Source organism: Pontibacter virosus, assembly GCF_003096355.1.
GTDB classification, from domain to species: Bacteria; Bacteroidota; Bacteroidia; order Cytophagales; family Hymenobacteraceae; genus Pontibacter; species Pontibacter virosus.
This window is the reverse complement of the sequence record NZ_QEKI01000001.1, coordinates 36,500-60,561: the sequence shown is the minus strand read 5'-3', so window position 1 is coordinate 60,561 and position 24,062 is coordinate 36,500. Positions and strand designations below refer to the sequence as shown.

12 protein-coding genes and 1 pseudogene are annotated in these 24,062 nt (G+C 46.0%); 3 read left to right on the top strand and 10 right to left on the bottom strand.

Going from position 1 to position 24,062, the window contains the following annotated elements; translation table 11 throughout:
• Positions 1–152: 152 nt before the first annotated feature.
• The 5 genes and pseudogenes from C8E01_RS00230 to C8E01_RS00205 form a co-directional block, all read right to left on the bottom strand.
• On the bottom strand, positions 153–1,352 hold the full coding sequence (locus C8E01_RS00230) for an efflux RND transporter periplasmic adaptor subunit (protein ID WP_116541378.1): 1,200 nt from the start codon (positions 1,350–1,352) through the stop codon (positions 153–155).
• 67 nt (positions 1,353–1,419) lie between these two features.
• Positions 1,420–2,733: an efflux RND transporter periplasmic adaptor subunit gene (locus C8E01_RS00225; RefSeq protein ID WP_116541377.1), complete on the bottom strand. Its 1,314-nt coding sequence runs from the start codon at positions 2,731–2,733 to the stop codon at positions 1,420–1,422.
• 73 nt (positions 2,734–2,806) lie between these two features.
• Positions 2,807–4,069 (bottom strand): TolC family protein, encoded by a 1,263-nt coding sequence (locus C8E01_RS00220; protein WP_116541376.1) that lies wholly within the window; start codon positions 4,067–4,069, stop codon positions 2,807–2,809.
• Positions 4,056–7,262, bottom strand: a pseudogene (locus C8E01_RS21860) (efflux RND transporter permease subunit). Before C8E01_RS21860 ends, C8E01_RS00220 begins: the two are co-directional and overlap by 14 nt.
• A gap of 152 nt (positions 7,263–7,414) precedes the next feature.
• Positions 7,415–7,819 carry an HYC_CC_PP family protein gene (locus tag C8E01_RS00205; RefSeq protein ID WP_165820521.1) on the bottom strand — a complete coding sequence of 135 codons (405 nt, stop codon included), beginning with the start codon at positions 7,817–7,819 and terminating at the stop codon, positions 7,415–7,417.
• Between the two features lie 434 nt (positions 7,820–8,253).
• Here C8E01_RS00205 and C8E01_RS00200 point away from each other — a divergent pair, with 434 nt between their 5' ends.
• Both C8E01_RS00200 and C8E01_RS00195 read left to right on the top strand, forming a co-directional pair.
• A complete protein-coding gene (locus tag C8E01_RS00200; RefSeq protein ID WP_165820520.1) occupies positions 8,254–10,521 on the top strand; it encodes a heavy metal translocating P-type ATPase in 2,268 nt (755 codons plus the stop codon).
• Positions 10,522–10,634: 113 nt separating this feature from the next.
• The gene (locus C8E01_RS00195; protein WP_116541841.1) at positions 10,635–10,844 is read left to right on the top strand and encodes a heavy-metal-associated domain-containing protein; all 210 of its coding nucleotides are present in this window, start codon (positions 10,635–10,637) and stop codon (positions 10,842–10,844) included.
• Positions 10,845–11,477: 633 nt separating this feature from the next.
• Here the strand turns inward: C8E01_RS00195 and C8E01_RS00190 are convergent.
• Complete coding sequence (locus tag C8E01_RS00190) at positions 11,478–12,959, bottom strand: argonaute/piwi family protein (protein ID WP_116541373.1); 1,482 nt, start codon at positions 12,957–12,959, stop codon at positions 11,478–11,480.
• Between the two features lie 24 nt (positions 12,960–12,983).
• Positions 12,984–15,737, bottom strand: coding sequence for an ATP-binding protein (locus tag C8E01_RS00185; protein ID WP_116541372.1), 2,754 nt, complete (start codon positions 15,735–15,737; stop codon positions 12,984–12,986).
• 385 nt (positions 15,738–16,122) lie between these two features.
• On the opposite strand from C8E01_RS00185, the gene C8E01_RS00180 reads away from it, so the two are divergent.
• Positions 16,123–17,691, top strand: coding sequence for an RNA-binding domain-containing protein (locus tag C8E01_RS00180; protein WP_116541371.1), 1,569 nt, complete (start codon positions 16,123–16,125; stop codon positions 17,689–17,691).
• 102 nt (positions 17,692–17,793) lie between these two features.
• Here C8E01_RS00180 and C8E01_RS00175 read toward each other — a convergent pair whose 3' ends face one another.
• The 3 genes from C8E01_RS00175 to C8E01_RS00165 are packed head-to-tail and all read right to left on the bottom strand — an operon-like array spanning position 17,794 to position 23,799.
• Entirely contained in the window at positions 17,794–19,005 is a 1,212-nt protein-coding gene (locus C8E01_RS00175; RefSeq protein WP_116541370.1) for a GIY-YIG nuclease family protein, read from the bottom strand.
• The gene (locus C8E01_RS00170; protein ID WP_116541369.1) at positions 18,998–21,049 is read right to left on the bottom strand and encodes a DEAD/DEAH box helicase; all 2,052 of its coding nucleotides are present in this window, start codon (positions 21,047–21,049) and stop codon (positions 18,998–19,000) included. The genes C8E01_RS00175 and C8E01_RS00170 overlap by 8 nt, the downstream gene beginning before the upstream one ends.
• Positions 21,046–23,799 carry a class I SAM-dependent DNA methyltransferase gene (locus C8E01_RS00165; protein ID WP_116541368.1) on the bottom strand — a complete coding sequence of 918 codons (2,754 nt, stop codon included), beginning with the start codon at positions 23,797–23,799 and terminating at the stop codon, positions 21,046–21,048. Before C8E01_RS00165 ends, C8E01_RS00170 begins: the two co-directional genes overlap by 4 nt.
• Positions 23,800–24,062 lie beyond the last annotated feature (263 nt).

Genomic DNA, 24,062 nt, shown 5'->3' with positions numbered 1-24,062 from the left:
ATTCAGTTAAATTAAATAGTAATCTGTTCAAGTATAACAAAGCCCAGCGCCAGTAATATAACCAGGTAAAGGAGCCATTTAAACCAAGTGTTCCTTCTTTTAGGCGGCTGTTCGTCGCCGGTTCTGCAACACTCTTTCATGTTGCTTTTAAATCAATGCTGGTGGCCGGCCATCGGGTCAGCACCTTTCTTCAATACAAACTCACTGTAAAGCAGGTAAGCACCGGATACTACAACCTTGTCGTTTTCCTTAAGACCTGAAAGTATAGCTACATTATCAGCACTTTCTTCGCCAACTTTTACCATGCGTGCCTTAAAGGTATCTTTACCCAACTGCACCCACACGTGAGCACCTTTCTCGTCGCGGATAACAGCGTCGGTTGGCAGGGTCAGGGTAGAGTTATTCTGGTTAGGAAGTATAACGTTGGCCTGCATGCCCGGCAGGTACTGGTCGTTTGCGTTAGGGAGTTCGGCGCGAAGTATAGCGACCTGGCTACCTGCCCTGAATTCAGGGCTGATGAAGGTTACTTTTGCCGTTACCGCCTCCCGGCCAAAACCTTCTATACTAACCTGTATCGGGTCACCCTCTTTTACATTGCCAACTTCCTGCGGGTACAGTTCAGCCTCTACCCATATCTTACCCAGTTTACCCGAGCGATACAGCACGCCACCTTCTGCCACATACTGGCCTTCGGCAGCGGCTACTTCCGTAACCACACCACCGGCAGGGGCTACAAAAGTAATGCGCGAACTAACCTCACCTGACTGGGCAAGATTGCGGATCTGGCCTTCTGTTAAGCCATAAAGTATAAGCTTCTTTTTGGCTGCCTCCAGAAACGAAGAAAAGCGGGGATTCTCCTGGCCTAGCTCCCGGTTTTGCGCCAGGGCCAGCAGGTACTCGCGCTGCAGCGTCAGGAGTTCTTCGGAATACAGTTCGTACAGCGGCTGGCCTTTCTTTATAGTTTGCCCGCTTTCTTTCAGGTATAGTTTTTCTATTCGCCCGGCGGCACGGCTGCTGATAACATCGGTCTGGGTTTCGTCGAGCACGAGCTTACCGGTAAGTATAGCGTTGCTGCCCACCGAGCCCGACTTAACGCGTTTGGTTTTGATGTTGCCCAGCGCGATCTGGCTCTCGCTCAGCATAAGTTCACCGTTCTCCTTACCCGACTGCGACACCGGTACCAGGTCCATAAAGCAGATAGGGCAGGTGCCGGGCTTATCCTGCACGATCTGCGGGTGCATAGGGCAGGTATAGGTTGCCTTTTCACCTTCTGCATGTGATTTTTCTTCCACGGAGCAGGCCGCTACAAGTATAGCCGTCAGCAGAAATAGTATGTTCAAATATCGTCTCATATCTATTTTTGAATGAGTGATTGAGTGAATGTGTGAGTAAGTGCTTTAGATTCACTCAGTCACAATTTTAATTACTGACTTTGATAAAGCTTTCGCTATCTACCATAAACTGTGCGTTAGTGGCGATCACATCAGCTTGTGTTAAGCCGGATTTTATCTGGATCTGATCACCTGCTACAGCACCTGTGGTAACGGCAACAGGCTCAAACACACCATTCACTTTTCTGAAGGCAACTGTTTTTGTACCGATATCGAGTACGGCTGCTTTGGGCACCCACAACGCTGCTTCGGGTGTATAGGTAGCTTCGGCACTAACCAGCTGACCTACCATCACCTGTCTGTTGTCTCGTGGCAGATAAACGCGCACCTTCGCAAAACTCTCTCCTTCATCAAAAAATGGCTGGAAGAAATCTACTTTTGCCTTCAGTTTTTCGCCGGGAAGCTGCGGGAAAGTAATCAGGACAGGAGAGCCCTTTGCCAGTGAGCTCATCTCGCCGGCAGGTACATTAAACTCCGCCCAAAGCTGCTCTGCGTTTACTACGCGCACCAGCGGTTGTCCAACTGTTACATACATGCCTTCGCGTAACTGAATGGCTTGTCCGGCCGGAGTTGCGGCGGCTGTGGCTGGTGCAGCGGCTGTGGCTGCACTGCCTCCGCCCATCGCGTCCATGCCGCCGCCGGCGCTGGCTGCAGGCGCTGCGGCCATACTTGCCGTGGCTGCCGGAGCGGTTGCGTTCAGGTCGATTACGTAACCGTCGTAAGGACTGTAGAGGGCAAAAGTATAGCTTTCTTCGCCGCGGCTTATAAGGCGGTTGATTTGTTCACTGGTAGCACCCAAGTACTGCAGCTTTTGCCTGGCAGCCTGTACCAGCTGCTTGTCCTCCGGAGCTGACTGCACCAGGTATAGAAGTTCCTTCTGTGCCGTGATCAGCTCTGGGCTGTATACTTCCATCAACTTTTGGCCTTTGCGGATCGGCTGGAAGTTATACTTCACGAACAGCTTCTCAATGCGCCCGCCCACCCGCGCCGGCACCGAGTAAACACGACGCGGATCGTAGGTGATAATGCCATCCATTTTTATGCTTGCCTCTGCCGTCTTTTGCTCCGGTTTGGTAGTTGCAATGCTGGCTATCACAGTGCTGTTGGTCGGTTTCAGCAGGAAAGCCAGGTCTTCGTTGATCTCAACGCCATCGCCGTGTGCCGATTTAGGCACCAGGTCCATGCCACAAATAGGGCAGGTGCCCGGCTTGTTCTGCACGATCTGCGGGTGCATTGGGCAGGTATATTCCGTATCGCCCTCGGCATGCTTATGGTCTTCCCCCTTGCAGGCCGCCACTAGTACAGCCAGCGCCAGGAAAAGTATGTTCAGGTATCGTTTCATGTTTAATTTTGATTGCGTGATTGAGTGAATGTGTGCGTAAGAGTTTTGATTCACACATTCGCTCATTCACAATTTATCTCTCTATCTCTTTTTCATAATTCACTGCCATCTGGAAGAGCGACTGCAGGATCTTGAGGTATTCCATCTGCGCCATGTTCAGCGATTCCCACGCGTCAATAACCAAAGGGAGTTCTTCATTATTCTGCTCGTAGGCCAGCATGGTCACATCATAGTTCTTCTTGAAAGCCGGGATGATCCTTTTCTCGTAGTTTTCCACCTGCTGTCGCATCGTGTTCAGCTCTAGTGCCATGTTACGGGCCATACCCTGCGCCTCATTCAGAATAGCTTCGCGCTCGCGCTGCATGCTCTGTATCTCCAGGTTCATGGCTTTGGTGTTGGCCTTGTACATTTTCGACGACCATGGCGCTATCGGAATCGAGATCATGCCCATCGCTGTGAACTGTTGCGGCATCATCGCATCGCGCGGGTACATATGGTCGAAGCGCAGTTTAAAGTCCGGCAGGCGCTCCAGCTTTTCCATTTGCACATTTAGCTGCATGGATTCAATCGTCCTGTCGAGCTGACGTACGTCGCTGCGGGCATCAGTCAGGTAGGTGGTATCAACGGCAAGTAAGGCAGGCTCAGGTACAAACACCGTGGTGTCGATCTTGTACTTCTGGTCCTTGGGCAGGTTCATGAGGATATTGAGCTGCACGTTCTGTTGCTCAATCTGCGAAGCCGTCATCACCTGCATGTTCTGCACTTCATGCAGCCTGGCTTCTGCTTTGTAAACACCCCCTAGTTTACCTTGGCTATAGGGGTAGCGTATGCGGGCTAGCTTCAGCATGTATTCCATGATACGCTCATTTTCCTGTAGCACATCCATTTGTTTTTCCAGCACCACCCAATTGTAGTACGCTGTCTTGGCCTGCGCACGCAGCTCATTATAGGTCACATCTCGGGCTGCCTGCTCAATGCCTGCTTTGGACTTCATGTACTTCTCCTTGGCACGCAGCTTTATCGGGTTTGGAATATCCTGCTCGGCCGAAACCATAAGAGAGCCTTTATCACGGTCTTCCATTACTTCAGCACCAGGATACGGAGCCATGAACACACCGCCTCCCACCATAGGAGCCATCCAGCTTTTTGCCCCTTCAGCATAGGCATCCATGGCTTTGGACCTGCTTTCGTACATCTGCAACATCGGATTATTGTTGCTAATGCGCTGCAGCACACTATCCAGGTTCATGGTTGGCTGCTGTTGGGCCAGCACCGGAGTGCTGGCCAACAGCATTACAAACACAAACAACCAACTTATTTTCTTAATGCTTAACATCGTATATCTCTAACTTGCCGTGTTTTCTTAATTCATATTCTTTTGTCATCTCAAACACTACCGGCGTTACCAGCAGGATATGGATGGAAGAGGTGAACACCCCCCCGATCAGTGGGAGCACAATGGGAAGCATGATATCAGAACCTACACCCGTGGCCCAGAGCACTGGAACAAGGCCGAACAAGGACACCGACACCGTCATAATCTTCGGACGAAGACGCTTGGCGGCCCCCATGAACACATAGTCACGGATATCCTGCTTGGTGATGGTGTCTGAAGAGTTGCCTTTGATAGCCACCAGCTGTTGCATCGCCTCGTTCAGGTACACGATCATCAGCATGCTGGTCTCCATCGCCAAGCCAAACAGGGCGATAAAGCCCACGGCCACGGCCACCGACAAGTTCACGCCATAAAAGTAGACGATGTAGACTCCACCGATCAGGGCAAACGGAATGGTCCCCAGGTTGATGAGGGCCTCCTTCATGGACTTAAAGGAGAAATAGAGAATGAGCAGGATGATCACCAGCACCAGCGGAATGATGATCTTGAGCGTGTTGTTAGCGCGCACCTGGTTCTCCCATTGGCCGCTCCACTCCAGATAGTAGCCATCCGGTATGCCCGTTACCTCGGTATTGATTTTTTCGATGGCTTCCTGTACGGTGCTGCCCAGGTCACGGTCGCGCACGTTAAACAACACCGCCCCGCGCAGCTGTGCATTCTCAGAGTTAATCATGGGCGGCCCGTCTGTAAACCGGACAGTTGCCACAGAGGACAAAGGCACAGTACCAGCCGACGAAGTCTGGATCGGGATCCGCCCGATCCGCTCTACACTGTTACGGTACTCCTGTGCCAGCCGCACGTTAATGGAGAAACGCTCGCGCCCCTCAATGGTGTTGCCGATAGGCGTGCCACCTAAGGCGGACTCCACAATCATGTTCACATCGTCCACCGTCAGCCCATAGCGGCCTAGGGCTTCGCGGTTAATGTCAATCTCCAGGTACTTACCGCCCGTAATCGGCTCCACGTACAGGTCGTTTACACCCGGGATCCCATTTAGCGCTGTCCTCACCTTTTCAGATACTGCCGCGATAGAGTCCAGGTTCTGGCCGTACACTTTCACGCCCACATCGGTGCGGATACCAGTAGCCAACATGTTGATGCGGTTGATAATGGGCTGGGTCCAGCCGTTCACCACGCCCGGTATCTGCAGCTTGGCATCCAGCTCCTGGATGATATCCTGCTTGGTGATACCTTCGCGCCATTCCGACTCCGGCTTTAGCATGATGATGGTCTCAATCATGCTGATAGGGGAGTTATCTGTAGCGGTGCTGGCTCGTCCGGCCTTACCCAACACACTTTCCACTTCGGGCACGGACTTGATGATCTTGTCCTGTACCTGCAGGATTCGTTTGGCCTCTGCGTTGGAAATATCCGGCAGCGTGACGGGCATGAAAAGGATAGAGCCCTCATCCAACGGCGGCATGAACTCTGTGCCCAAGCTAAACAACATCGGAATAGAGACCGCAAGCGCCAGGATATTAACACCTAGTGTCGTTTTACGCCACTTCAGGCACCATTTCAATATAGGGCCATACACCTTCTCCAGCCCTCGGTTAATAGGGTTCGCACTCTCCTCCTTAAACTTTCCTTTCAGGAAAAATGAGATCAGGACGGGCGTAAGCGTGATGGCCACCACGGCGTCCACTACCAATATAAAGGTTTTTGTCCAGGCCAGTGGTCCGAACAGCTTGCCTTCCTGCCCGGTGAGCAGGAACACCGGCAAAAAGGAGGCAATGATGATTACCGTGCTCCAGAACACGCTGGGCCCAACCTGCCTGCTGGACTTCTCTATGATTCGAATTCTATCTTCTTTTGATAACTTCATGTTCATTCTGTTTTTGAATGCAGATTATTAATCCTCCCACGGTTTGCCTTTCGTCGCATCGGCCAGGTGCCGGTATGCGTTTTCCACCATCACGATGGCGTCATCCACAATCACACCAATGGAGAGGGCAATGCCTGTCAGGGACATGATGTTGGAGGAGATTCCGAAGGCGTTGAGCAGGATAAAGCCAATGGCAACGGAGAGGGGCAACTGGATCATAATCACCAGGGCGCTGCGCCAGTGGAAGAGAAAAAGGAGCACCACGAGCGAGGCTACAATCATTTCCTCAATCAGGGTATTCCGAACAGAGTCTATGCTTTCATTGATAAGCCCGCTGCGGTCGTAGACAATCTTGAACTTCATGCCTTCAGGCAGGCCTTTGGCTACTTCTTCCATCTTCACCTTGACATTCTGGATTACCTCCTCTGCATTCTCACCGTAGCGCATCACGATGATACCACCAACGGCCTCACCTTCCCCATTTAGGTCAAAGATGCCCAGGCGGCTCTCGCCTGTCATCTGCACCGAAGCTACATCTTTCACCCGTACCGGGATGGTATTGTTGGTAGCAACAGAAATGTTCTCTATCTCTTGGGCAGACTCCAGGTAACCGGTTGTTTTTATGATATAGCCGATGTCGGATAGTTCAAACTTGCGGCCACCTGCTTCGTTGTTATTAGCCCGCACGGCTTGTATCACCTGTGGAACGGAGAGGTTGTAATAGGTTAACTTGTTAGGGTCAAGAGTGAGCTGGTACTGCTTTTGGAAGCCACCGAAAGAAGCCACCTCACTGACCCCTGCCACGTTTTGCAGTGCGAATTTCACATACCAGTCCTGCACGGCACGCTGCTCGCCCAGGTCCATGCCAGGGGCCTCCAACGTATACCACAGGATATGCCCTACACCGGTGCCATCTGGCCCCAGGGTGGGCGTGGCATCTTGAGGCAGCATATTACCCACAGAATTCAGGCGTTCCAATACCCGTGTGCGGGCCCAGTACACGTCTGTCTCATCCTCAAAGATGACATAGATAAAACTCATGCCGAACATGGAGGTTCCCCGCACATATTTTACCTCGGGCAGGCCCTGCAAATTCGTAACAAGCGGATAGGTAATCTGGTCTTCCACCAGCTGAGGGCTTCGGCCCATCCACTCAGTAAAGACAATCACCTGGTTTTCAGACAAATCGGGAATGGCATCCACTTTGTTTGTCTGTACAGAATAAAGGCCCCAGCCAAACAGCGATGCTGCAATGAGCAACACCATTATGCGGTTGCGGAGCGAAAAGGAAATTAACTTTTCGATCATGGAATTAAAATAACCTTAATAGAAATGACTAGCAGCCGCTTGAAACGGCTGAAAAGGGGGACAGTACCAAAGAACAGGGTAGCGTTGCTACCAACGCAGTGTCACAAGGTCACAACTGCGCCTATTGTAAAGGTACTTACAAGCCTGTAAGGTTATATAAGGAAGGACTGCACCAGAACAGGTATGTCCCGGGCAATGGGAGGGGAAGTATAAAGTGCGTAAGCAGGTTTTAACTCATCCTGAAGTGCAAAAAGCTGCAGGATCACCACTTTCACAGCGGCGATGAATTTAAGATCCAGTGTTTTATTGAGCGCAAGCGCCTTTGTGTCAGAGGCTATATCCAGGCGCTCTACCACAAACTGGTGGTCTTCACAGCAGCTTTTTTCTTTGGTATCTTGAGGAATGTGGCAAGGAGGCAGCGTTTCTTTCATCTGCTCCATCGGGCAATCTTCAGCCTGCCCGTAGAAACTTAAATCACGTATCTCCCCGGCACATAGATGCATACCTACTGTAACACCTGTCGAGGAGACAAGCACCAGCAGGGCTAACGTTAGCAATATGATCCGGTGAAGAGTTTTCATAATGGTACCTTACCACAAAGGTACAACAGGGGCAACTGGGTATGTTATATAATTAGCTATTTTTTTTACATATTTTTCGTGCACGCTTGCCAAGCCTTACAGCTACCCAAGCCGCGAAAGCGGAAAAACAGGTTTGCACCCTTCCTGTAGAACAGGACGAACGGTTTATGGTTCCCTTACTCCAGTAATAAAATAACGCTGTCTTCGTAAAACAACAGATGAGTACCGTGGCTGTGAGTCGAACTTACAGAAGATGGTGTGTTGCATGGGCAACTATACCTTCTAGAACTCTACTGGCTTTCCAAGGGCCTGTTTGATAAAATCTGTAAATCTTAGCTGAAATTGTATAACAGCCTGGGTAAAGGCAGCATGTACCTTTGTACCATCAAGAAAGATAAAACGAATGGAATATGGAGAATAAAGTGCTGATCTCTGATAAATCCGCAAGCCAACATGCTGTAAAGCTGCAGAAGGCGTCTCTCCCTGTTACAGGTATGAGTTGTGCCTCCTGTGCCTTAAGTGTGGAGTCCATGGTGGGTGCACAGCCAGGCGTATCACAAGCGGCAGTGAACTTCGCCTCCCAGACACTGCAGGTGTCTTATGACCCTGACCAGATTGCTCTTACCGATATACAGAAGAATGTGCAGGAAATAGGCTTTGACTTGATCATTGATCAGGAAAATGCCCAGGAAAAGCAGGAAGAGGAGCAGTATAACCGTTACCAGGCGCTGAAGAAGAGAACTATCGCAGCGGCAATACTTACCCTGCCGGTGTTTATCATCGGGATGTTCTTTATGGACATGCCTTACGGAAACTGGATCATGATGGTGCTTAGCGCGCCGGTACTGTTTTACTTTGGCCGAAACTTCTTTATCAATGCTTTCAAGCAAGCGAAAAACGGGAAGGCGAACATGGACACGCTGGTGTCGTTGAGCACAGGCATTGCCTTCCTCTTCAGCATGTTTAACACCTTCTTCCCTGAGTTCTGGCATACACGGGGACTACATCCGCACGTATACTTTGAGGCTGCTGCTGTCGTAATCGTGTTCATTATGCTGGGCAAGCTGTTGGAGGAGAGGGCCAAATCCAATACCTCCACCGCCATTAAGAAGCTGATAGGCCTACAGCCCAAAACTGTTTGGTTGGTAGAGGGCGACCAAGAGCGGGAGGTGCCTGTTTCTGAAGTGCAGAAAGGAGACCTGCTGCTGGTACGCGCCGGAGAGAAGATACCTGTGGACGGAGAAGTGGCGAGGGGTACTTCCTATGTTGACGAATCCATGATTTCAGGGGAACCCGTACCGGTTGCCAAGCAGCAAGGAGACAAAGTGTATGCAGGAACCATCAATCAGAAAGGTAGCTTTCAGTTTGTGGCTGAGCGCGTGGGAAGTGAGACCATGTTGGCTCAGATCATCAGGATGGTACAGGAAGCACAAGGCTCTAAGGCTCCCGTACAAAAACTGGTTGATAAGATCGCTGGTATATTTGTACCGGTAGTGCTGGTGATAGCGCTGGTTAGCTTTACCGCTTGGTTTGTACTCGGCGGCGACAATGCGCTGACTCAGGCCCTACTGGCTCTGGTGACTGTCCTTGTTATTGCCTGCCCATGTGCTCTGGGCTTGGCAACACCAACTGCTATTATGGTGGGCGTAGGCAAAGGTGCTGAAAACGGCATTCTGATAAAGGATGCGGAAAGCCTGGAGCAGGCACATAAAGTAAATGCTGTCGTTCTCGATAAGACAGGCACCATCACAGAGGGCAAACCGGTGGTGACGGATGTGGTGTGGGCTGATGAAGCGAGTGCCCACAAACAAAACCTACAAACCGTGCTATTGTCGTTGGAAATGCAGTCAGAGCACCCGCTTGCTGAGGCAGTGGTGCGGCATCTGAAAAACCTGGAGGTAAAGTCACTGGAACTGGATGCGTTTGATAGTATAACAGGGCGCGGAGTTAAAGCCTCCCTACACGGCACCCAGTATTTAGCGGGTAACCACAAGCTCTTAGAAGAAGAAGGGGTACATGTTGAACCTAAGTTGGTCCAGCTCGCAGATGCTTTGAGGGCTGAAGCCAAAACGGTTATCTTCTTTACAGAGAGTCAGAATGCTGTAGCTTTGATAGCCATTGCAGACCAAGTTAAGCCAAGTTCAGCGGCTGCCATACAGGCATTGCAGGCGCAAGGGGTTGAGGTGTATATGCTCACTGGTGATAACCAGCAAACAGCCGCAAGTGTGGCAGCGCAGGTAGGTATAAAGAGTTACAGAGCCGAGGTTTTGCCATCTGATAAAGCGGCTTTTGTAAAAGAATTGCAAGCGCAAGGCAAGATCGTAGCCATGGTAGGGGATGGTATCAATGATTCACATGCCCTGGCACAGGCTAATGTAAGTATTGCGATGGGCAAGGGATCAGACATAGCCATTGATGTGGCTAAGATGACTTTGATTTCCTCAGACCTGCAGCAGGTTCCTAAAGCACTAAAGCTGTCAAAGCAAACAGTACGGGCAATCAAACAGAATTTATTCTGGGCCTTTATCTATAACCTGATAGGTATTCCGATTGCGGCAGGGGTGCTTTATCCGCTGTATGGCTTCCTGCTGGATCCTATGATCGCAGGCGCGGCCATGGCCTTAAGCTCCGTGTCGGTTGTAACAAACAGCTTGAGGCTGAAAGTACAGAAGCTGTAACATGCTTCAATAAATATGTAATAGATAAGGAACATTATGTAACAAGTGCGGCTTTGAGCGCGCGTATTTTTGTAATGTTCAATTTAAGTAGTGTAACTAAAAATAGAGTGATTATGAAAGACCTAAAGTTTAAAACTAACATAAACTGTGGAGGCTGTGTTTCTAAAGTAACTCCAGTACTTAATGCCGCCGAAGGTGTTTGTGAATGGAATGTAGATACAGCCAACAAAGACAAAGTTCTAACCGTGAAAACAGAGTCCCTCTCTGCCAGTGAGATTATCGCCACTGTAGAGAGAGCTGGCTTTAAAGCACAGCCTATTTAACATATCTGTAGCCAAATAGTTAGCTTGTAAGTAAGGGGAGGCACTTTTAAATGAGGTGCCTCTCCTTTTTGAAGCAATTTTAGATGTATAGAACAGAGCATGTGCTTTCTCTAGTAATACCTGTACCAGAATCGTCCAACGGTATTGTTGCTTCTTTTTACAAAGGTGCGTTTGTAAAACGTTATAGGTACACAAAAGTGTGAAACTGCACCTGGCGTTGTCTCCTGATTCACTAACTATTGTCCCTTTTCGTGCGAAGTGATGAGCAGGAGGGAGGCTTTTGTGAAAAATACTAGCTGGGACGTTCTAGCTTTTTTCATTGCTCGCATTTTGCCCGTGGAACATCCAGTGTTCTAGCAAAAGAGCAAGGTTACGACAATCCTGCAAACACCAAGAGATCAAAGGAGGTGCACCTTGACTTTAGATATACATATAGTTATACCTGCCACTTCACTAACTTATGCTTTGCTCCATGAAGCGCGAATTGAAAAAGTAGGGAAGACAGGAAGCAGGAATCCGCAATTATTAAATATGTAAAAAGATAAAGATTACGTTACATACCCATCTTTCAAGCGGCTCTGAGACAGGGTAATTCCTTCTAGTCCTGAATTCCCAGAGTAAGCACCTCTTGCTTCAAATGTAGTATCTAAAAGAGGTATGAGGTTCTCTGTCTCCGTATTCTGCCATAATTCCGCCAACTTGCCTTGCAAAAAAAAGAGTTACTGGAAAGCCACTTGTTGTACTGGATGTATTCCAGTTCATTCTAGCCAAACTTAAAACATCTATCGCGACCTTCTCGACATCTATAGGCTGGTCAGACTTTATTTGTAGCGGTGCCGGGATATGTGGACCAGGGTAAGTTCCCAAAGAAGGCATAAACCCTGTCGTAAATAAATAGGAATTTGCTTCATTTACTATGCATAATGTTCCTCTTTTGGGAGGATACTCCCCATGTCTTACAAGTCTTAGATCTGTTGGAGCAAGGTTGATTAGCTCAACAATAGGAATATTAGCTAGGGCTGTTCTGAAACCTTCTGTCTCGTCCTCATTAAATGCTGATGTTTTATGTATCACAACTCTTTGAGGAGTCATTCCTGTCCTGTCACTATAGTTTTCCAGAATTTTCTCTCCCATCTCATATGCTTGTTTTTCTGTTAAATGAACATTCCGATCTTGCTTAGCATCCCAAGGAATATTTGCTCCTCTAATAGCAAATCCCTCTCCATCGGATGAAAAAGCCTGAGCAATACATGATCGTACTAAGTGGCGATTTGTAGTAGTGTACAAATGGTGAAAACTTATTCCTACATAACAGGTTTCTGGCCCATTGCTTCTGAGTCGCCAAGGTATTCCTCCAGCTTTATAATATATGGCAATGCTGCTATGCCAAGCTCTAGTAGCAGCATCCTGTCCACCTCTCTCAACACCTACAAATAGCCTGTCCCTTCCAATCTGTATTGGAATTTGACATTCCATTGCCTTTGCTTTTAGTGCTCGTCTAAAGTCTCGATTTAGTAAGTCTTCTGCTGTTTCTTCTACTTCTGGTAATACTTCAAATAAATTCAGCTGCTGACTTATTTTTTTTGCTTTGCTAGTATGTTTAACAACTTGATTCTTAATACTCCAGCATCTGTTTATAACTTCCTCAGGTAAGCAGCAAATAATTACATGAGGTTTAGAAAACTCCTGAGAAGCTAAACGTTTAATGGCGTCACTATATAACTGCAGAACTTTTTCAAAAGCTAACGCATCCACTTTTTCTGAAATAGCTTCTTTAAGGGATGTTTCACTGATAGTATTCTCCCATCTAGAGCTTAGAGATAAAGAACATCTAAATACTGATTCAAAGCCAGGATAGTGGGGATATTGATCTATATTCTTCATAGTTGATTCAATATGCCCCATACAAGTGCTAAACCAGTTCCTAGCTTTCAGAAGCATTGCCTGTGGGCCAACTAAGCCTAATCTTATATTTGTATTTCTGGCTGCATTTCCGAATCTTAGGTCATATGGTCCTGCCTCTCTTAAACCAACTTTAGGATCAGTAAACTCACCTGCGCCACCAAACTCTAGTAATGGTTCTGGCAACTCGTGTAAACGGACGCTTATAGACATTGATAAGTTGTTATAGTGTTTGTGCTAAAGGTTATCATCGGTGTCAAGAAACTCTTTAAGCAAGTTTTCCAGCTCTTGATCTACCGCTTCTAGGAGGTTACTATTCTCTTCGGGTTCTATAAAGTCATGGCCTTCAATCGAAACATCATTAATACTTGTAACAGGTAGTATAGCTGAAAATCCTAAACGAGGAAGAGAATATCTCGAAGAATCATCTCCAAACCTTCTAATATTAGGCTTTAATTCGAAAGAGTAAGAATCTTCATTACCAGCAATAAACCTTGACCAAAATATGAGTGCATTAAGTACAGTCATATTATAATCCCGGGCGGCTTTTTTTGTAGATAGTTTGTTAACTTTATCAGAAGCAAGAAGTTTTTTCCAACCTTCTATTGTGAAAACATAGCTAGGGTTTATAAACAGGCCATATGAATGGCCAAATTTTTCAAACTTATAACTTATAGCTTGGTGCTCCCAATACAGTATTTTTCCTGTTGAGAGTGATGTCCGAGGCTTAGCGACAGTTCTAGTCGCTTTTTTAAACCTTGCTTGATAGCTTTGGGTACGAGATCCTTCCTCCTTCAATCTTGGGAAGTACGCTCTATGTCGCTTTTTATCAATTCTAAGACCTAATGAGCTAAAATGCTCCTCAATATTTAAGTTGACAAGTTGAGTGAAAAGTTTTCCGTTTTCAATTGATATAAAATCCTCAAGGTCATAAACTTCAACTGTTCCAAAATCTATAACAGACTTCAAAGGACTATTGCGTTGATTTAAATCAAAAAATGTCCAAACTCTGCCACCGTAGTAAACAAACTGCGGGTGCCATTTATCAGAAAGAGCCTTCCATATTTCTTTTTTACTTGAACAAGTGCTAGAAGCAGACCAAATTTGTTGTGGTATGTTCACTAACTCTAAAATATTGGCTGCATACTTAACTGTAGTAGTCTTGAGTGGGGATGCAGTTTTAGTTAAACTATCAACTATGTCTTGGCGTCCATAGAGTGTAACCTCGAAGGTTTCGTTATCCTGAGAAGGCCCAAAAGTAACTGTACTTTCATTCTCATTCATCCAACGATAAACGTCTGATAATCCGGAGCCAGCTTTATCCATCGCTCCAGAGCCATAGAATATATCAGCTAGAATAGGGTTCCTATAACCCTTTATACCTCTACGACCATTCTTTACAATTTCATCTTCGATGGAATTTGAAGCAACTTGAAGCTTTACCTCCTCAGTTAATCCTCCAGGGCTAATTACCTTTATGTAATGAGGAGTTACTTCTATTTCTACTTTACCTGACTTTGAATAGTCTCTATGAACTAGAGCATTAACTATAATTTCCTTAATCGCTAAAGGAGGGTAAGGATATACTGTTTCGGATGATTCACCCTTTAAGCGATAGGCTCTGTTAATAAGGGCAAGAGAATCCATCACTTCATTTAGCTGCCTCCAAAGGTTGCCCTTTATCATTCTTTGAAAGTTTTGAACTTCTGAATCATCATCATCTAAAAGCTTTGCCGAGATTTCCCTTTTCCAGCCATCGGGCCCTGTTAGAGAAAAAAGTACTACTGCATCAGGGAAATGATATTGAGGTAAGGATGTGTATAAGAGACACCCAGCAGAAGTGAGCTTGAAAACCCCTTCTTGATACACAGCAAGATGTCTATTAAGCATTTCCTGCCTTAATCTTTCTTTTCCTAAAGAGCTTGGCAAATAGATATCAAGCCTATTGCTGTATTCTATTATTCTTTCTTGAATTAATGACCACTCCAACTCCTCTTCAGTTGCTTTAACAACAGGTTGGGTATCAAAAGTTGGAGATGAGTTGCCAGAGCTATTATGAGTTATCAAAGTTGGTTTTAATGCAATCCTATTAAGGGAAGGCTTAAGCCGCTGCCACAAATCCTTATATAATAATTGATCAAATCCATCTATATGAACGAAACGAAAATTTCCGCCGCATTTTTCTGCTAATTCTAATACCAATGGTGGGCAGTTCTCTGGTTTTTCTTGCTTAAGTAAGCACCACCATATTCCATTTTTAAAATTATTAGTATATTCTAAACTATCTATTAAAAGACTTTTAGTAATAGAAGGTTCGCCGCCTCTGTATCCAACAACAACTAAAGGATGGTCTCTTAACAAAGGTTGCATTTTTTCAACAGTATCAGCTGAAAGAGACTGTACTTCTTCTACTATATTCTTGTCAGAATAATGTTCTACCGATCCATGAAGGTATATTTCTAAGGGAAATTTTGGTGTTAAAGAAAACTGGACATAGTCATTATTCGTTTTAATTGGAATTAATATTTGTTTTTTATATGTCATTGCATTACCAAGGCAGTTGTCGAAGTTTGTTGTCAAAACAATATCAACAAGCTTGTTTTGTAGCATTTCTGCTAGAGCATCATATCCAATACTAGGGCTAATTCCAGAAGGATTAACGAGTTCAAGAAAAAACTCTCTCCTTACACTTTGAGGGCGTAGAAGTTCATCAACAACAATAGGATAGTTTTCCGTTGCTGATACAGATGTATTATACCAGGGAAATTCCTTTACCCAAGGAACCCAGTCGCTTCTTTGCACCATAGGGTAATTAGTAGGGTAACCCTGATCTCTACAGTAGGCCGTTCGAATAATTTTCTCCGTCACCTCCCCAGCAAGAGGTATACCAGAGGTTTTGGACGCGCCAGCACCTAAAAGAAACACTGGCTTTACAGGTTCATGAAACAAAGAAAGAATATTACCTGGGCTGGCGGGAGTGAGATTCACCATAACTTAAATATACAGTAGTACAGTTTCCTGCTAATGTGATAGACCGTAAGCAAAATACTATGATAGTAGTGAATTGTGAAATTTTTAAGATAAATGTTTAGAGATAAGTTTTAATAACAAAATAGAGAATGAAATTTTCTATACTTATACTGCGGAAATAGAAAAAAGCTTCTTAAACATTTAATTAAAGGATTACTTTACTTAAAGGTGTTACGAAAAGATTCTCGCAGCATTGGAAGAACAGGCTTTTCTCTCTGAAATACCCACGCATATCTGTTACTTCAGTGGCTGCCTGTAAAGAATTAGTAGCTACTGTTACAGTCCAAGAATCATTCTATATTTATTCAATTTTGTTAGTACCGACCTGCAGTATTATTTTTACCTTATGCCACTACATATTAATATTGAAGACCTATTACATCATCGTTCCGTAGAGTCAGATCGGATTGAATTTAAAGAGGGATGGAACCCTGATGCTATTTATCGATCTATTTGCGCCTTCGCTAATGATTTTGAGAACACAGGTGGTGGATATATCATCGTTGGTATAATAGAGGAAGATGGAGTGGCCAAGCGACCAGTAAAAGGACTTTCTGTAACAGAGATCGCCGAAATCCAAAGGAAGATGATCGGCTTCAACAACCTGATCAGGCCTCTTTACAGCCCAAAGGTCTTTCTTGAAGAGGTGGACGGGCAGCAGATCCTGGTGATTTGGGCGCCGGGCGGCTCTAACCGTCCCTATGAGGTGCCGGAGCAGATTACGGCCAATCAGAAAAGACACTTCTACTACGTCCGCCGCTACGCTAACTCTGTCAAGGCGGACCAGGAGACCCAGCAGGAGCTCATCAGTCTGGCTAACCAGGTGCCCTTCGATGACCGCCCAAACACCCATGCAAGCTTAGACGATGTGTCCATGGTACTGGTGCAGGACCACCTACGAAAAGTGGAGAGTAGACTGTTTGAATGGACAGAACAGCGTTCCAAAGCGGAAGTACTGGAGCAGATGCTACTGGTGGAGGGCCCTGCAGAGCACCGATTCCCACGCAACGTGGCGCTGATGATGTTCAATGAGCATCCGGAAAAGTTCTTCCCCGCCTCCTGGGTAGACGTAGTGTATTTCCCGAAGGGGGAGGGGCACTCAGAATTTACAGAGTTTCCCAAAATCACAGGCCCGGTACCTGACATGATCCGGAAGACGCTGGATTTGCTGCAGACCAATTTCCTAAGGGAAAAGGTCATAAAGCAGCCAGGAAAGGCGGAGGCCGTGCGCGTGTGGAATTACCCTTACGCGGCCCTGGAGGAAGCCGTAGCCAATGCCTTGTACCACCGGGACTACCTAGTCCGGGAACAGGTGGAGATTCGGATGACACCAGACTCCATTGTGATTCTTAACTACGGCGGGCCGGACCGCTCTATCCGGCAGGAGGATCTGAATAGCGGGCGCATCAGGCCACGCCGCTACCGTAACCGCCGCCTGGGCGATTTTCTAAAGGAACTGGACTTGACGGAGGGCAGGGCCACTGGCATCCCTACCATCAAAAGGGTACTGGAAAACAACGGGTCTCCTGCACCTACTTTTAGAACAGATGAAGACCGCACCTTTTTCGAAGTAGAGCTTTTCTGCCATCCTGCCTTTATAGAAGATAGCTTAGTCGATAACGACCAAGTTAGCGACCAAGTTAGCGACCAAGTTGAAGAAGAGCTGGCAAGGGAATTGGAACCAGAGCATATGAAGATTCTGAGTTATGCGCTTAAACCAGCTAAGCGTAAAGACATCCTGGAGAAGGGGGTGGGCCTGGCTAACCACACAGACAACGTGAGACGCTATGTAAATCCTTTATTAGAGAAGGGGCTATTAGACCAGACTATCAAAGACCGGCCCAGCAGCCCCTTGCAGCAGTATATTACAACAGAGAAGGGACGAGAGTTGCTGAAGCAGCAGCTAAAGCAGTAGACCTGTTAACAGCACCTTACTATTTTGACTTCCGAACTACCATTCCCAGCAACGTTTGACAGTGATTACAATGAAAGTCTTTACTTCAAAAGGCTACCTATCCTAATGCTTCTTTAACTCTGCAGAAGCGGGATCATAATAATAAGCGCTGACAGTGCCATCTTTGATTTTTTCTACCATTTCATCAATAATGAAGATCGGAACCAAAAACCATTCTCGTGCTTTTACCGGCTTTCCAAAACGGTCCATTAATTCAATATCCAACTTTGCTGCACCGAAAAACTTGTGAATTATATTCTCAAGTTTCGTCCTGTTGATGTTCGCTAGTTTGTAAGTGGCTACTACTTCTACATCGGCCATAAGAAAGGTTGGATCATTTTTGGCGTTCACAAGCCGTTTCTCAACAGCTCCACCCGTCACTCCAATTTTATGGACGATCTCTCTGTTCTCTTTGATAGTAGGATGATTGGATAGGCTACGCAGTACGTAAATTGTACCGCTCTCCTGATCATCTTCACTGTTCTCGCCAGAGAATAGAGGCCCTGAGTCGGCGTCAGTGATAAACCTACTGGTTTCGTCCTTGTACATGGCCCGAATCAGAGACCTGAGCAAAATATTGCTTTCCGTACCGTTGGCATAAATAACCCGCAAGCGGGCATCTTCTTCACCATTGGGAGCTTTAAACGTTTCTCCAATCTCGGCTATATACGCCATTTGCCCCCCTACAATAATAAACTGAGCTTTCTTAAGGCTTGTCTTGGTGAAGCCGGCGTCTTTTCTGAAACGAATAGTTTTCCTGAAACCAGTATCGATATCTCTTTTAACCGCCGCAAACAATGGTTTGAAGTTGTCGAAATCTTCGCAGCGGGTACGGTTGGCAATTTCTTCTGCTGCCTTTTTCTCTACGCGAGGCTTTACATGTTTTAGGTTTGTGATTGAATCCTCGTTATTAACATCCACGCCAAGCTGCGCCAGCAATTCCTCGTCATCCAAGTCCTCTGAAATGTCTGCACCAGGTTTACTTTCGCTATCCAGAAGATTTTGATGATCCAGCTCTTTAAGAAGATTTCTGCACTCTTCCTGCCTGCGGATTTGTTCAAGCCTTACGGCATACAGCCTTTCAAAAATATCTCTGTCCTCACCGTGTTCGGGCAATCGATTATGCTCTTCCACGAACTTTTGTATCTCCTCAAAGCCAGCGATAATTCGCTCTTCTCTGGGCGAGTACTTAACGGCTTTTTTGGCTTCTACCTCTATGCCGAGTTCTGCTAAAAGCGCGTCATCTTCTTCGGTCAGTTTCTGTTGTTTAGCCATTTCTCTCCTCTGCTTTTAAACGAGCCAAATACGCTATTCCTTGTGCCATACGTTGCTCCCAGGGGTCGGCAGATTTTATATCTGGTAACCTGCCTCGCTCTTTTTTGAATTTCAAAGCCCGTTTGGCAAGGTCACGTGCTTCTTCTATTGATATATTGGGCTTTTTGGCTGAAATAACTTCTGCCATAGCCTTCAAGCTTTTCTCCGTCATAGCCTTAGCTAATATAGAGTAGGCTTCACTAAATGGGTTAATGCTGTCAATCCAGTCTACATCCAGCTCGCGCACATCCATGGCAAATTTACGCACCCCGTCAATCAAAGCTGTATTGGCGCGGCTAGATAATTCACTGTCATTGTTGATGGCTTCTTTTGCCTTCTGCGTCAGGTTCAACGCAGCAACAGCATGCTGGCGCACAGCTTCTACATCCTCATCGTCTAGCTCTGGGTACCTTTCTTTGATTATCTTCCCCATGCGGATTTGGGTGAGCTCCTGGGGCACTACCTCTTCGTCAAACAGGCCGCGTTCGATAGTCTGCTTGTCCTGAACAAATGCGGCGATAACCTCATTCAAATCCTCCTGGCAAATACGCTGGGCGTCTTTGCTTTTGGGCGCAGAAAGGCCTTTTATCTCAATGTGGTATTGGCCCGTCTCCTCATTAACGCCAATATTCTCTTTATCTGGATCATAGCCGCCTTCCCCATAGTGCATTCCTTCAACTGGTCCTGAGTCTTTTTGCTTTGGCACAAAGTTAAACTTAGGGGCCAGCACCTGCTCCATTAACAGGCTGGCTGAAATTGCCTTGAGTGTATCATTAACCGCATCGGTAACGGCCTCTTCTGCAGCATCGGGTTCGGCGATGAGGTTGGTAAAGCGGGCCTGGGTTTTATTGGGTGCATCCCGTGTGGCGCGCCCGATAATTTGTACAATCTCGGTTAGGCTAGAGCGGTAGCCTACTGTGAGTGCATGTTCACACCATATCCAGTCGAAACCTTCTTTGGCCATTCCCAGCGCGATAATAATATCCACGTGGTCGCGATCCTTTTTGGCTTCCGGCATTCTCAGCGCGGCTAGTACTCTTGAGCGCTTTGCAGAATCATCTTCAACTAGATCAGCAATTTTTAAAACTTTACCCTCTGGCGTTTTAACTAAATGAAAGCCGGTACTTGGGTCAGTACCCAGCCACTCGCCAAGCTCAAACAAAATATGCTCCACCTCCTTGATCTTATCCCCCATACTCTCGCGCGAATTAACGTTTGGTATATGGATGATCGTTTTTTCATTAGGGTTGAGAACATTCAAAATTTCGTCAGCATAGGCCTCACTATAGAAGTAATAACCAACATGCAAGGTTTTAAGGTATTCATAGCCGTTAAGTTGCTCATAGTAAGTATAAGTAACAGTATCGAATTTAGCCTCATCTTCAGGCAGTAGAACAGGATTGGCATCCCCACGAAAATAGGAGCCTGTCATGGCCACAATATGTGTCTTATCGCGTTCTACCAGTTGCCTGATTTGTGAACCGAGAACATTACCTTCATCGGCACTCACATGATGGAATTCATCAATGGCAATAAGTCGATTGTCAAAAGCCTCTACTCCGAATCGCTCTACGGCAAAGCGAAACGTGGCATGGGTGCAAACCAGTACCTTGTCTTCGCTGCTCAGGAAAGACCCAACGGCATTAACCTTGCTGCCATCTTCCCCTGGGGCATTACAGAGGTTCCATTTTGGTTCTACATGCCAGTCAAAATGATAACCAAATTTGCTAAGTGGTTCATTGGCAAAGCTTGAGCCAATAGACTTTTCCGGAACCGCGATAATAGCTTGTTTAACGCCTTGGTTGTTCAGCTTATCCAGCGCAATAAACATAAGTGCCCTACTTTTCCCAGAGGCTGGTGGCGATTTGATTAGCAAATACTGCTCACCACGCTTTTCATAGGCGCGCTCTTGCATGGCGCGCATGCCAAGTTCATTTGAGTTGGTAGAACTTCCCGTGCTTTTATAATTAACAGTAACGGAGGGTACGGCTTTTTTTTCGCTCATGAATTCTTGGCTTTAGTAGTCATTTGTGTATAAAGATCGAAAAGTTTTTCCAGGCGCTCAGTGTCGTTTTTGAACCGGCGGCCAATGTAAATACGTTCCAGCACTTCATCGTTGCGATCATGGGCATGGCGGAGATCTTCGGGCATGGCCTTCGAATCATAGAGATCGGCGATAGTGGCAGGAAAATGTCGTTCCCGTGCTATCAAAATTTCTTCGGCGCTACGAGTTAAGTCTTCTTTGTTTTTGGCGGTTAAGGTAGGAACTGGAAAGGTATTCCAGCCAAGTGTGTTAGAATATCTAAAGTCTGTTTTTAACTTACCACATACTGTTGCGATCCATACCAGATGAACACGTGATGCAATTAATGCCAAATTCCAAAGTGGAGCATCAAACAGAGCAAATGCACTATCTCCAACAACAGATTGATTGTTCAATAACCCTACAGGTAAATAAAATCTTGTTTCAGAGCTGACACGAGGTACAATAAGAGTACTTGTGTGGCCGTAATTCATTTCTCTGAATTGATAAGGTTTTTTTGCCATTTCATTTGCACCCTTGTCTGTACTAGAAAGACGCATATCCTTTACATTGTGAATGCGCTTTTCTATCTCCTTATTAAGGAGAGCCTCTTGAAGATTCTTATCTTCTATCCAGAGTGCATATCTTTCATTACCTCTTATAAACTCAGACGAACCATAAAAACGCCTTACAATCTTTTGTCTTTGTGCTTTGTCTAGATTCAACGTATTCAACTCACTAATTGTAAGAAGCAGATTTCCTCCATCTACAGACTTATTACCAAATTTCATTTCCGAGATATCACATTTAGGTTTAGAGCTTTTGTTTACAATAATATTTTCCGATGCGATTAGATAGGGATTAACTTTACTAGCCTTCTTTTCTATTATTTCACCATTTTCTCCAGCAGAAAACAAGCGTTTGACTGCACTTGAGCGATTTGAAATACCGACGATTACAACAGTTACTCCGGCATTATGGCTGGCAAGATTATTCCATTTAAATGAGGTATGAGCAAAACTTATTTCATGGCTGGTGTTAAATATGAGCGGCCAGAGAATAGGTACTTGTTGGCCTTGGCAAATGGAATTGGTAGACACAAAAGCCGATGCAGCATTGGTATGCCTGCCGTATTGGGCAGCTTTCATAAACCAACCTGCTACATAGTCAAGCGACTTCCATGATTTGGTTAGGTCTTTGAAGATAGCTTGTAAATCGGATTTTTGTTCTTTGGATTGCCAGGTTGACCCTAGGTAAGGTGGGTTTCCGCAGATATAGGTTTCGCCTCCTTCGTTTTCAAAATCAATTTCAGATTGATGTAAAGGAGTAGAAAAGAGATCGTTGCTGTGAAGCCTTACACCTGTTCCGGTCGGTGGACAAACAGAGAGCCACTCTAGCTGCAGGGCATTGCCACGAGTGATCCAGTTTTCTTTGCTCAGCGGCAGAAAATCTGCGATTGCCAGTTTATGCCCACGGTAAATCACATCGCACTGATACTCAGCAATAATAAGAGCAAGACGTGCTATCTCACATGAAAAGTCGCGAAGTTCTATGCCACGGAAATTGGTTAGCGGTATTTCCGTAGGCCTGTCTCCTTCACCCCGACGTTTGTTGATCTCCGCCTCAATCTCCCTCATTTGCTTGTAAGCAATCACTAAAAAATTGCCAGAGCCGCAGGCAGGATCAAACACCCGGATGCGAGCCAGGCGTTTACGCAGGTTAAGCAACTTACGCCCGTTATCGCCTGCTTCCTCTAGTTGCGCGCGCAGATCATCAAGAAACAGCGGATTGAGTACTTTCAAGATATTTGGTACGGAAGTATAATGCATACCCAGGGCACTACGTTCGTCTTCATCGGCCACCGCCTGAATCATGGAGCCGAAAATATCTGGGTTGATTTTCTTCCAGTCCAAGTTTCCAATGTGCAGCAGGTAAGAACGAGCAATCTTGGTAAACTTCGGGCATTCGGTAGAGCCGGAAAATAGCTCTCCGTTAACGTAAGGAAAACCAATAGCCCAACTACGTATGTTCTTGGCTTTTCGGTCTTCGCGCTTCGTATCCATTGCCCGAAAGATCTCGCTCATCACCTCGTGTGTATCGGAAGCATCAGAGGCGCTAGTTCGCTGAATGGTATCCACAAACGGATTGTTCCCGCTAAAAATGCCGGTATCCTCAGCAAAAAAGCAAAAGATCAGCCGAGCCAGGAAATGGTTCATGTCGTGCCGCCGCTCTTCTGTATCCCAGTCTGGGTTATGGCGCAAGAGTTCTACATAGAGTTTATTAAGGCGCGCCGTAGCCCTTATATCAAAGGCATTTTCTCGTATTTGCTTTACGGTACTGATACCTGCCAGAGGCAGAAAGAAGCCAAAATGCTCGTTGAATTGTTGGTAGTCGCAAGCAACAGTCTCACCGCTACTCATATCTTCGGCCTGAAATTCTTTACCATCTGTAGCCAGTATAAATTTGGCCTTAGCTTTTGAGGTTGCTGGGCTTTCACGCAAACGGTTCAGCGTTTCCAAAACCGCGCCTTTCTCGCATACCGCAATATGGATATTATTGCGTTGGAGAACACCGCCTTCAACATCAGATTTGTTGTTATTACCGGTTTGCAGGCGTCTAATAGTCGTAGCTTTATTACCAAAAGCTTCCAGAAAAGCATAGGGAAACTCATCAGGATTAAAAGGCTGTTCTGCCAGTAATGAAATAGCTTCTTCAATCTCAACTGCGTTCATTTCTTACTTCTTATATGATCAAACTACAGAAGAAGGCACAGCTTTAGAATTGTTATTCTAAAACTACCGTGATCTGAGTTAGAGTGACTGGTTTATTTGTTAACAGGGTTAGCAATTTACCTAAAATATGATAAAGTATATATCAATATGGATGAGTGCTAAGAGAAGTTTTAAGGCTATCCCATAAGATACTGGCCTTAAAACTTCTCATTTTGACTACCGTGATTCTATCCATTAGGGCATGGATTAGCACATTTAAGGAA

What these genes read in the sequence shown, in the direction of transcription:
- C8E01_RS00190 (WP_116541373.1), bottom strand. Translation starts at nt 12,959, where the DNA reads ATGTCTATAAGCGTCCGTTTACACGAGTTGCCAGAACCATTACTAGAG.
- C8E01_RS00185 (WP_116541372.1), bottom strand. Translation starts at nt 15,737, where the DNA reads ATGGTGAATCTCACTCCCGCCAGCCCAGGTAATATTCTTTCTTTGTTT.
- C8E01_RS00225 (WP_116541377.1), bottom strand. Translation starts at nt 2,733, where the DNA reads ATGAAACGATACCTGAACATACTTTTCCTGGCGCTGGCTGTACTAGTG.
- C8E01_RS00180 (WP_116541371.1), top strand. Translation starts at nt 16,123, where the DNA reads ATGCCACTACATATTAATATTGAAGACCTATTACATCATCGTTCCGTA.
- C8E01_RS00165 (WP_116541368.1), bottom strand. Translation starts at nt 23,799, where the DNA reads ATGAACGCAGTTGAGATTGAAGAAGCTATTTCATTACTGGCAGAACAG.
- C8E01_RS00220 (WP_116541376.1), bottom strand. Translation starts at nt 4,069, where the DNA reads ATGTTAAGCATTAAGAAAATAAGTTGGTTGTTTGTGTTTGTAATGCTG.
- C8E01_RS00195 (WP_116541841.1), top strand. Translation starts at nt 10,635, where the DNA reads ATGAAAGACCTAAAGTTTAAAACTAACATAAACTGTGGAGGCTGTGTT.
- C8E01_RS00200 (WP_165820520.1), top strand. Translation starts at nt 8,254, where the DNA reads ATGGAGAATAAAGTGCTGATCTCTGATAAATCCGCAAGCCAACATGCT.
- C8E01_RS00230 (WP_116541378.1), bottom strand. Translation starts at nt 1,352, where the DNA reads ATGAGACGATATTTGAACATACTATTTCTGCTGACGGCTATACTTGTA.
- C8E01_RS00170 (WP_116541369.1), bottom strand. Translation starts at nt 21,049, where the DNA reads ATGAGCGAAAAAAAAGCCGTACCCTCCGTTACTGTTAATTATAAAAGC.
- C8E01_RS00175 (WP_116541370.1), bottom strand. Translation starts at nt 19,005, where the DNA reads ATGGCTAAACAACAGAAACTGACCGAAGAAGATGACGCGCTTTTAGCA.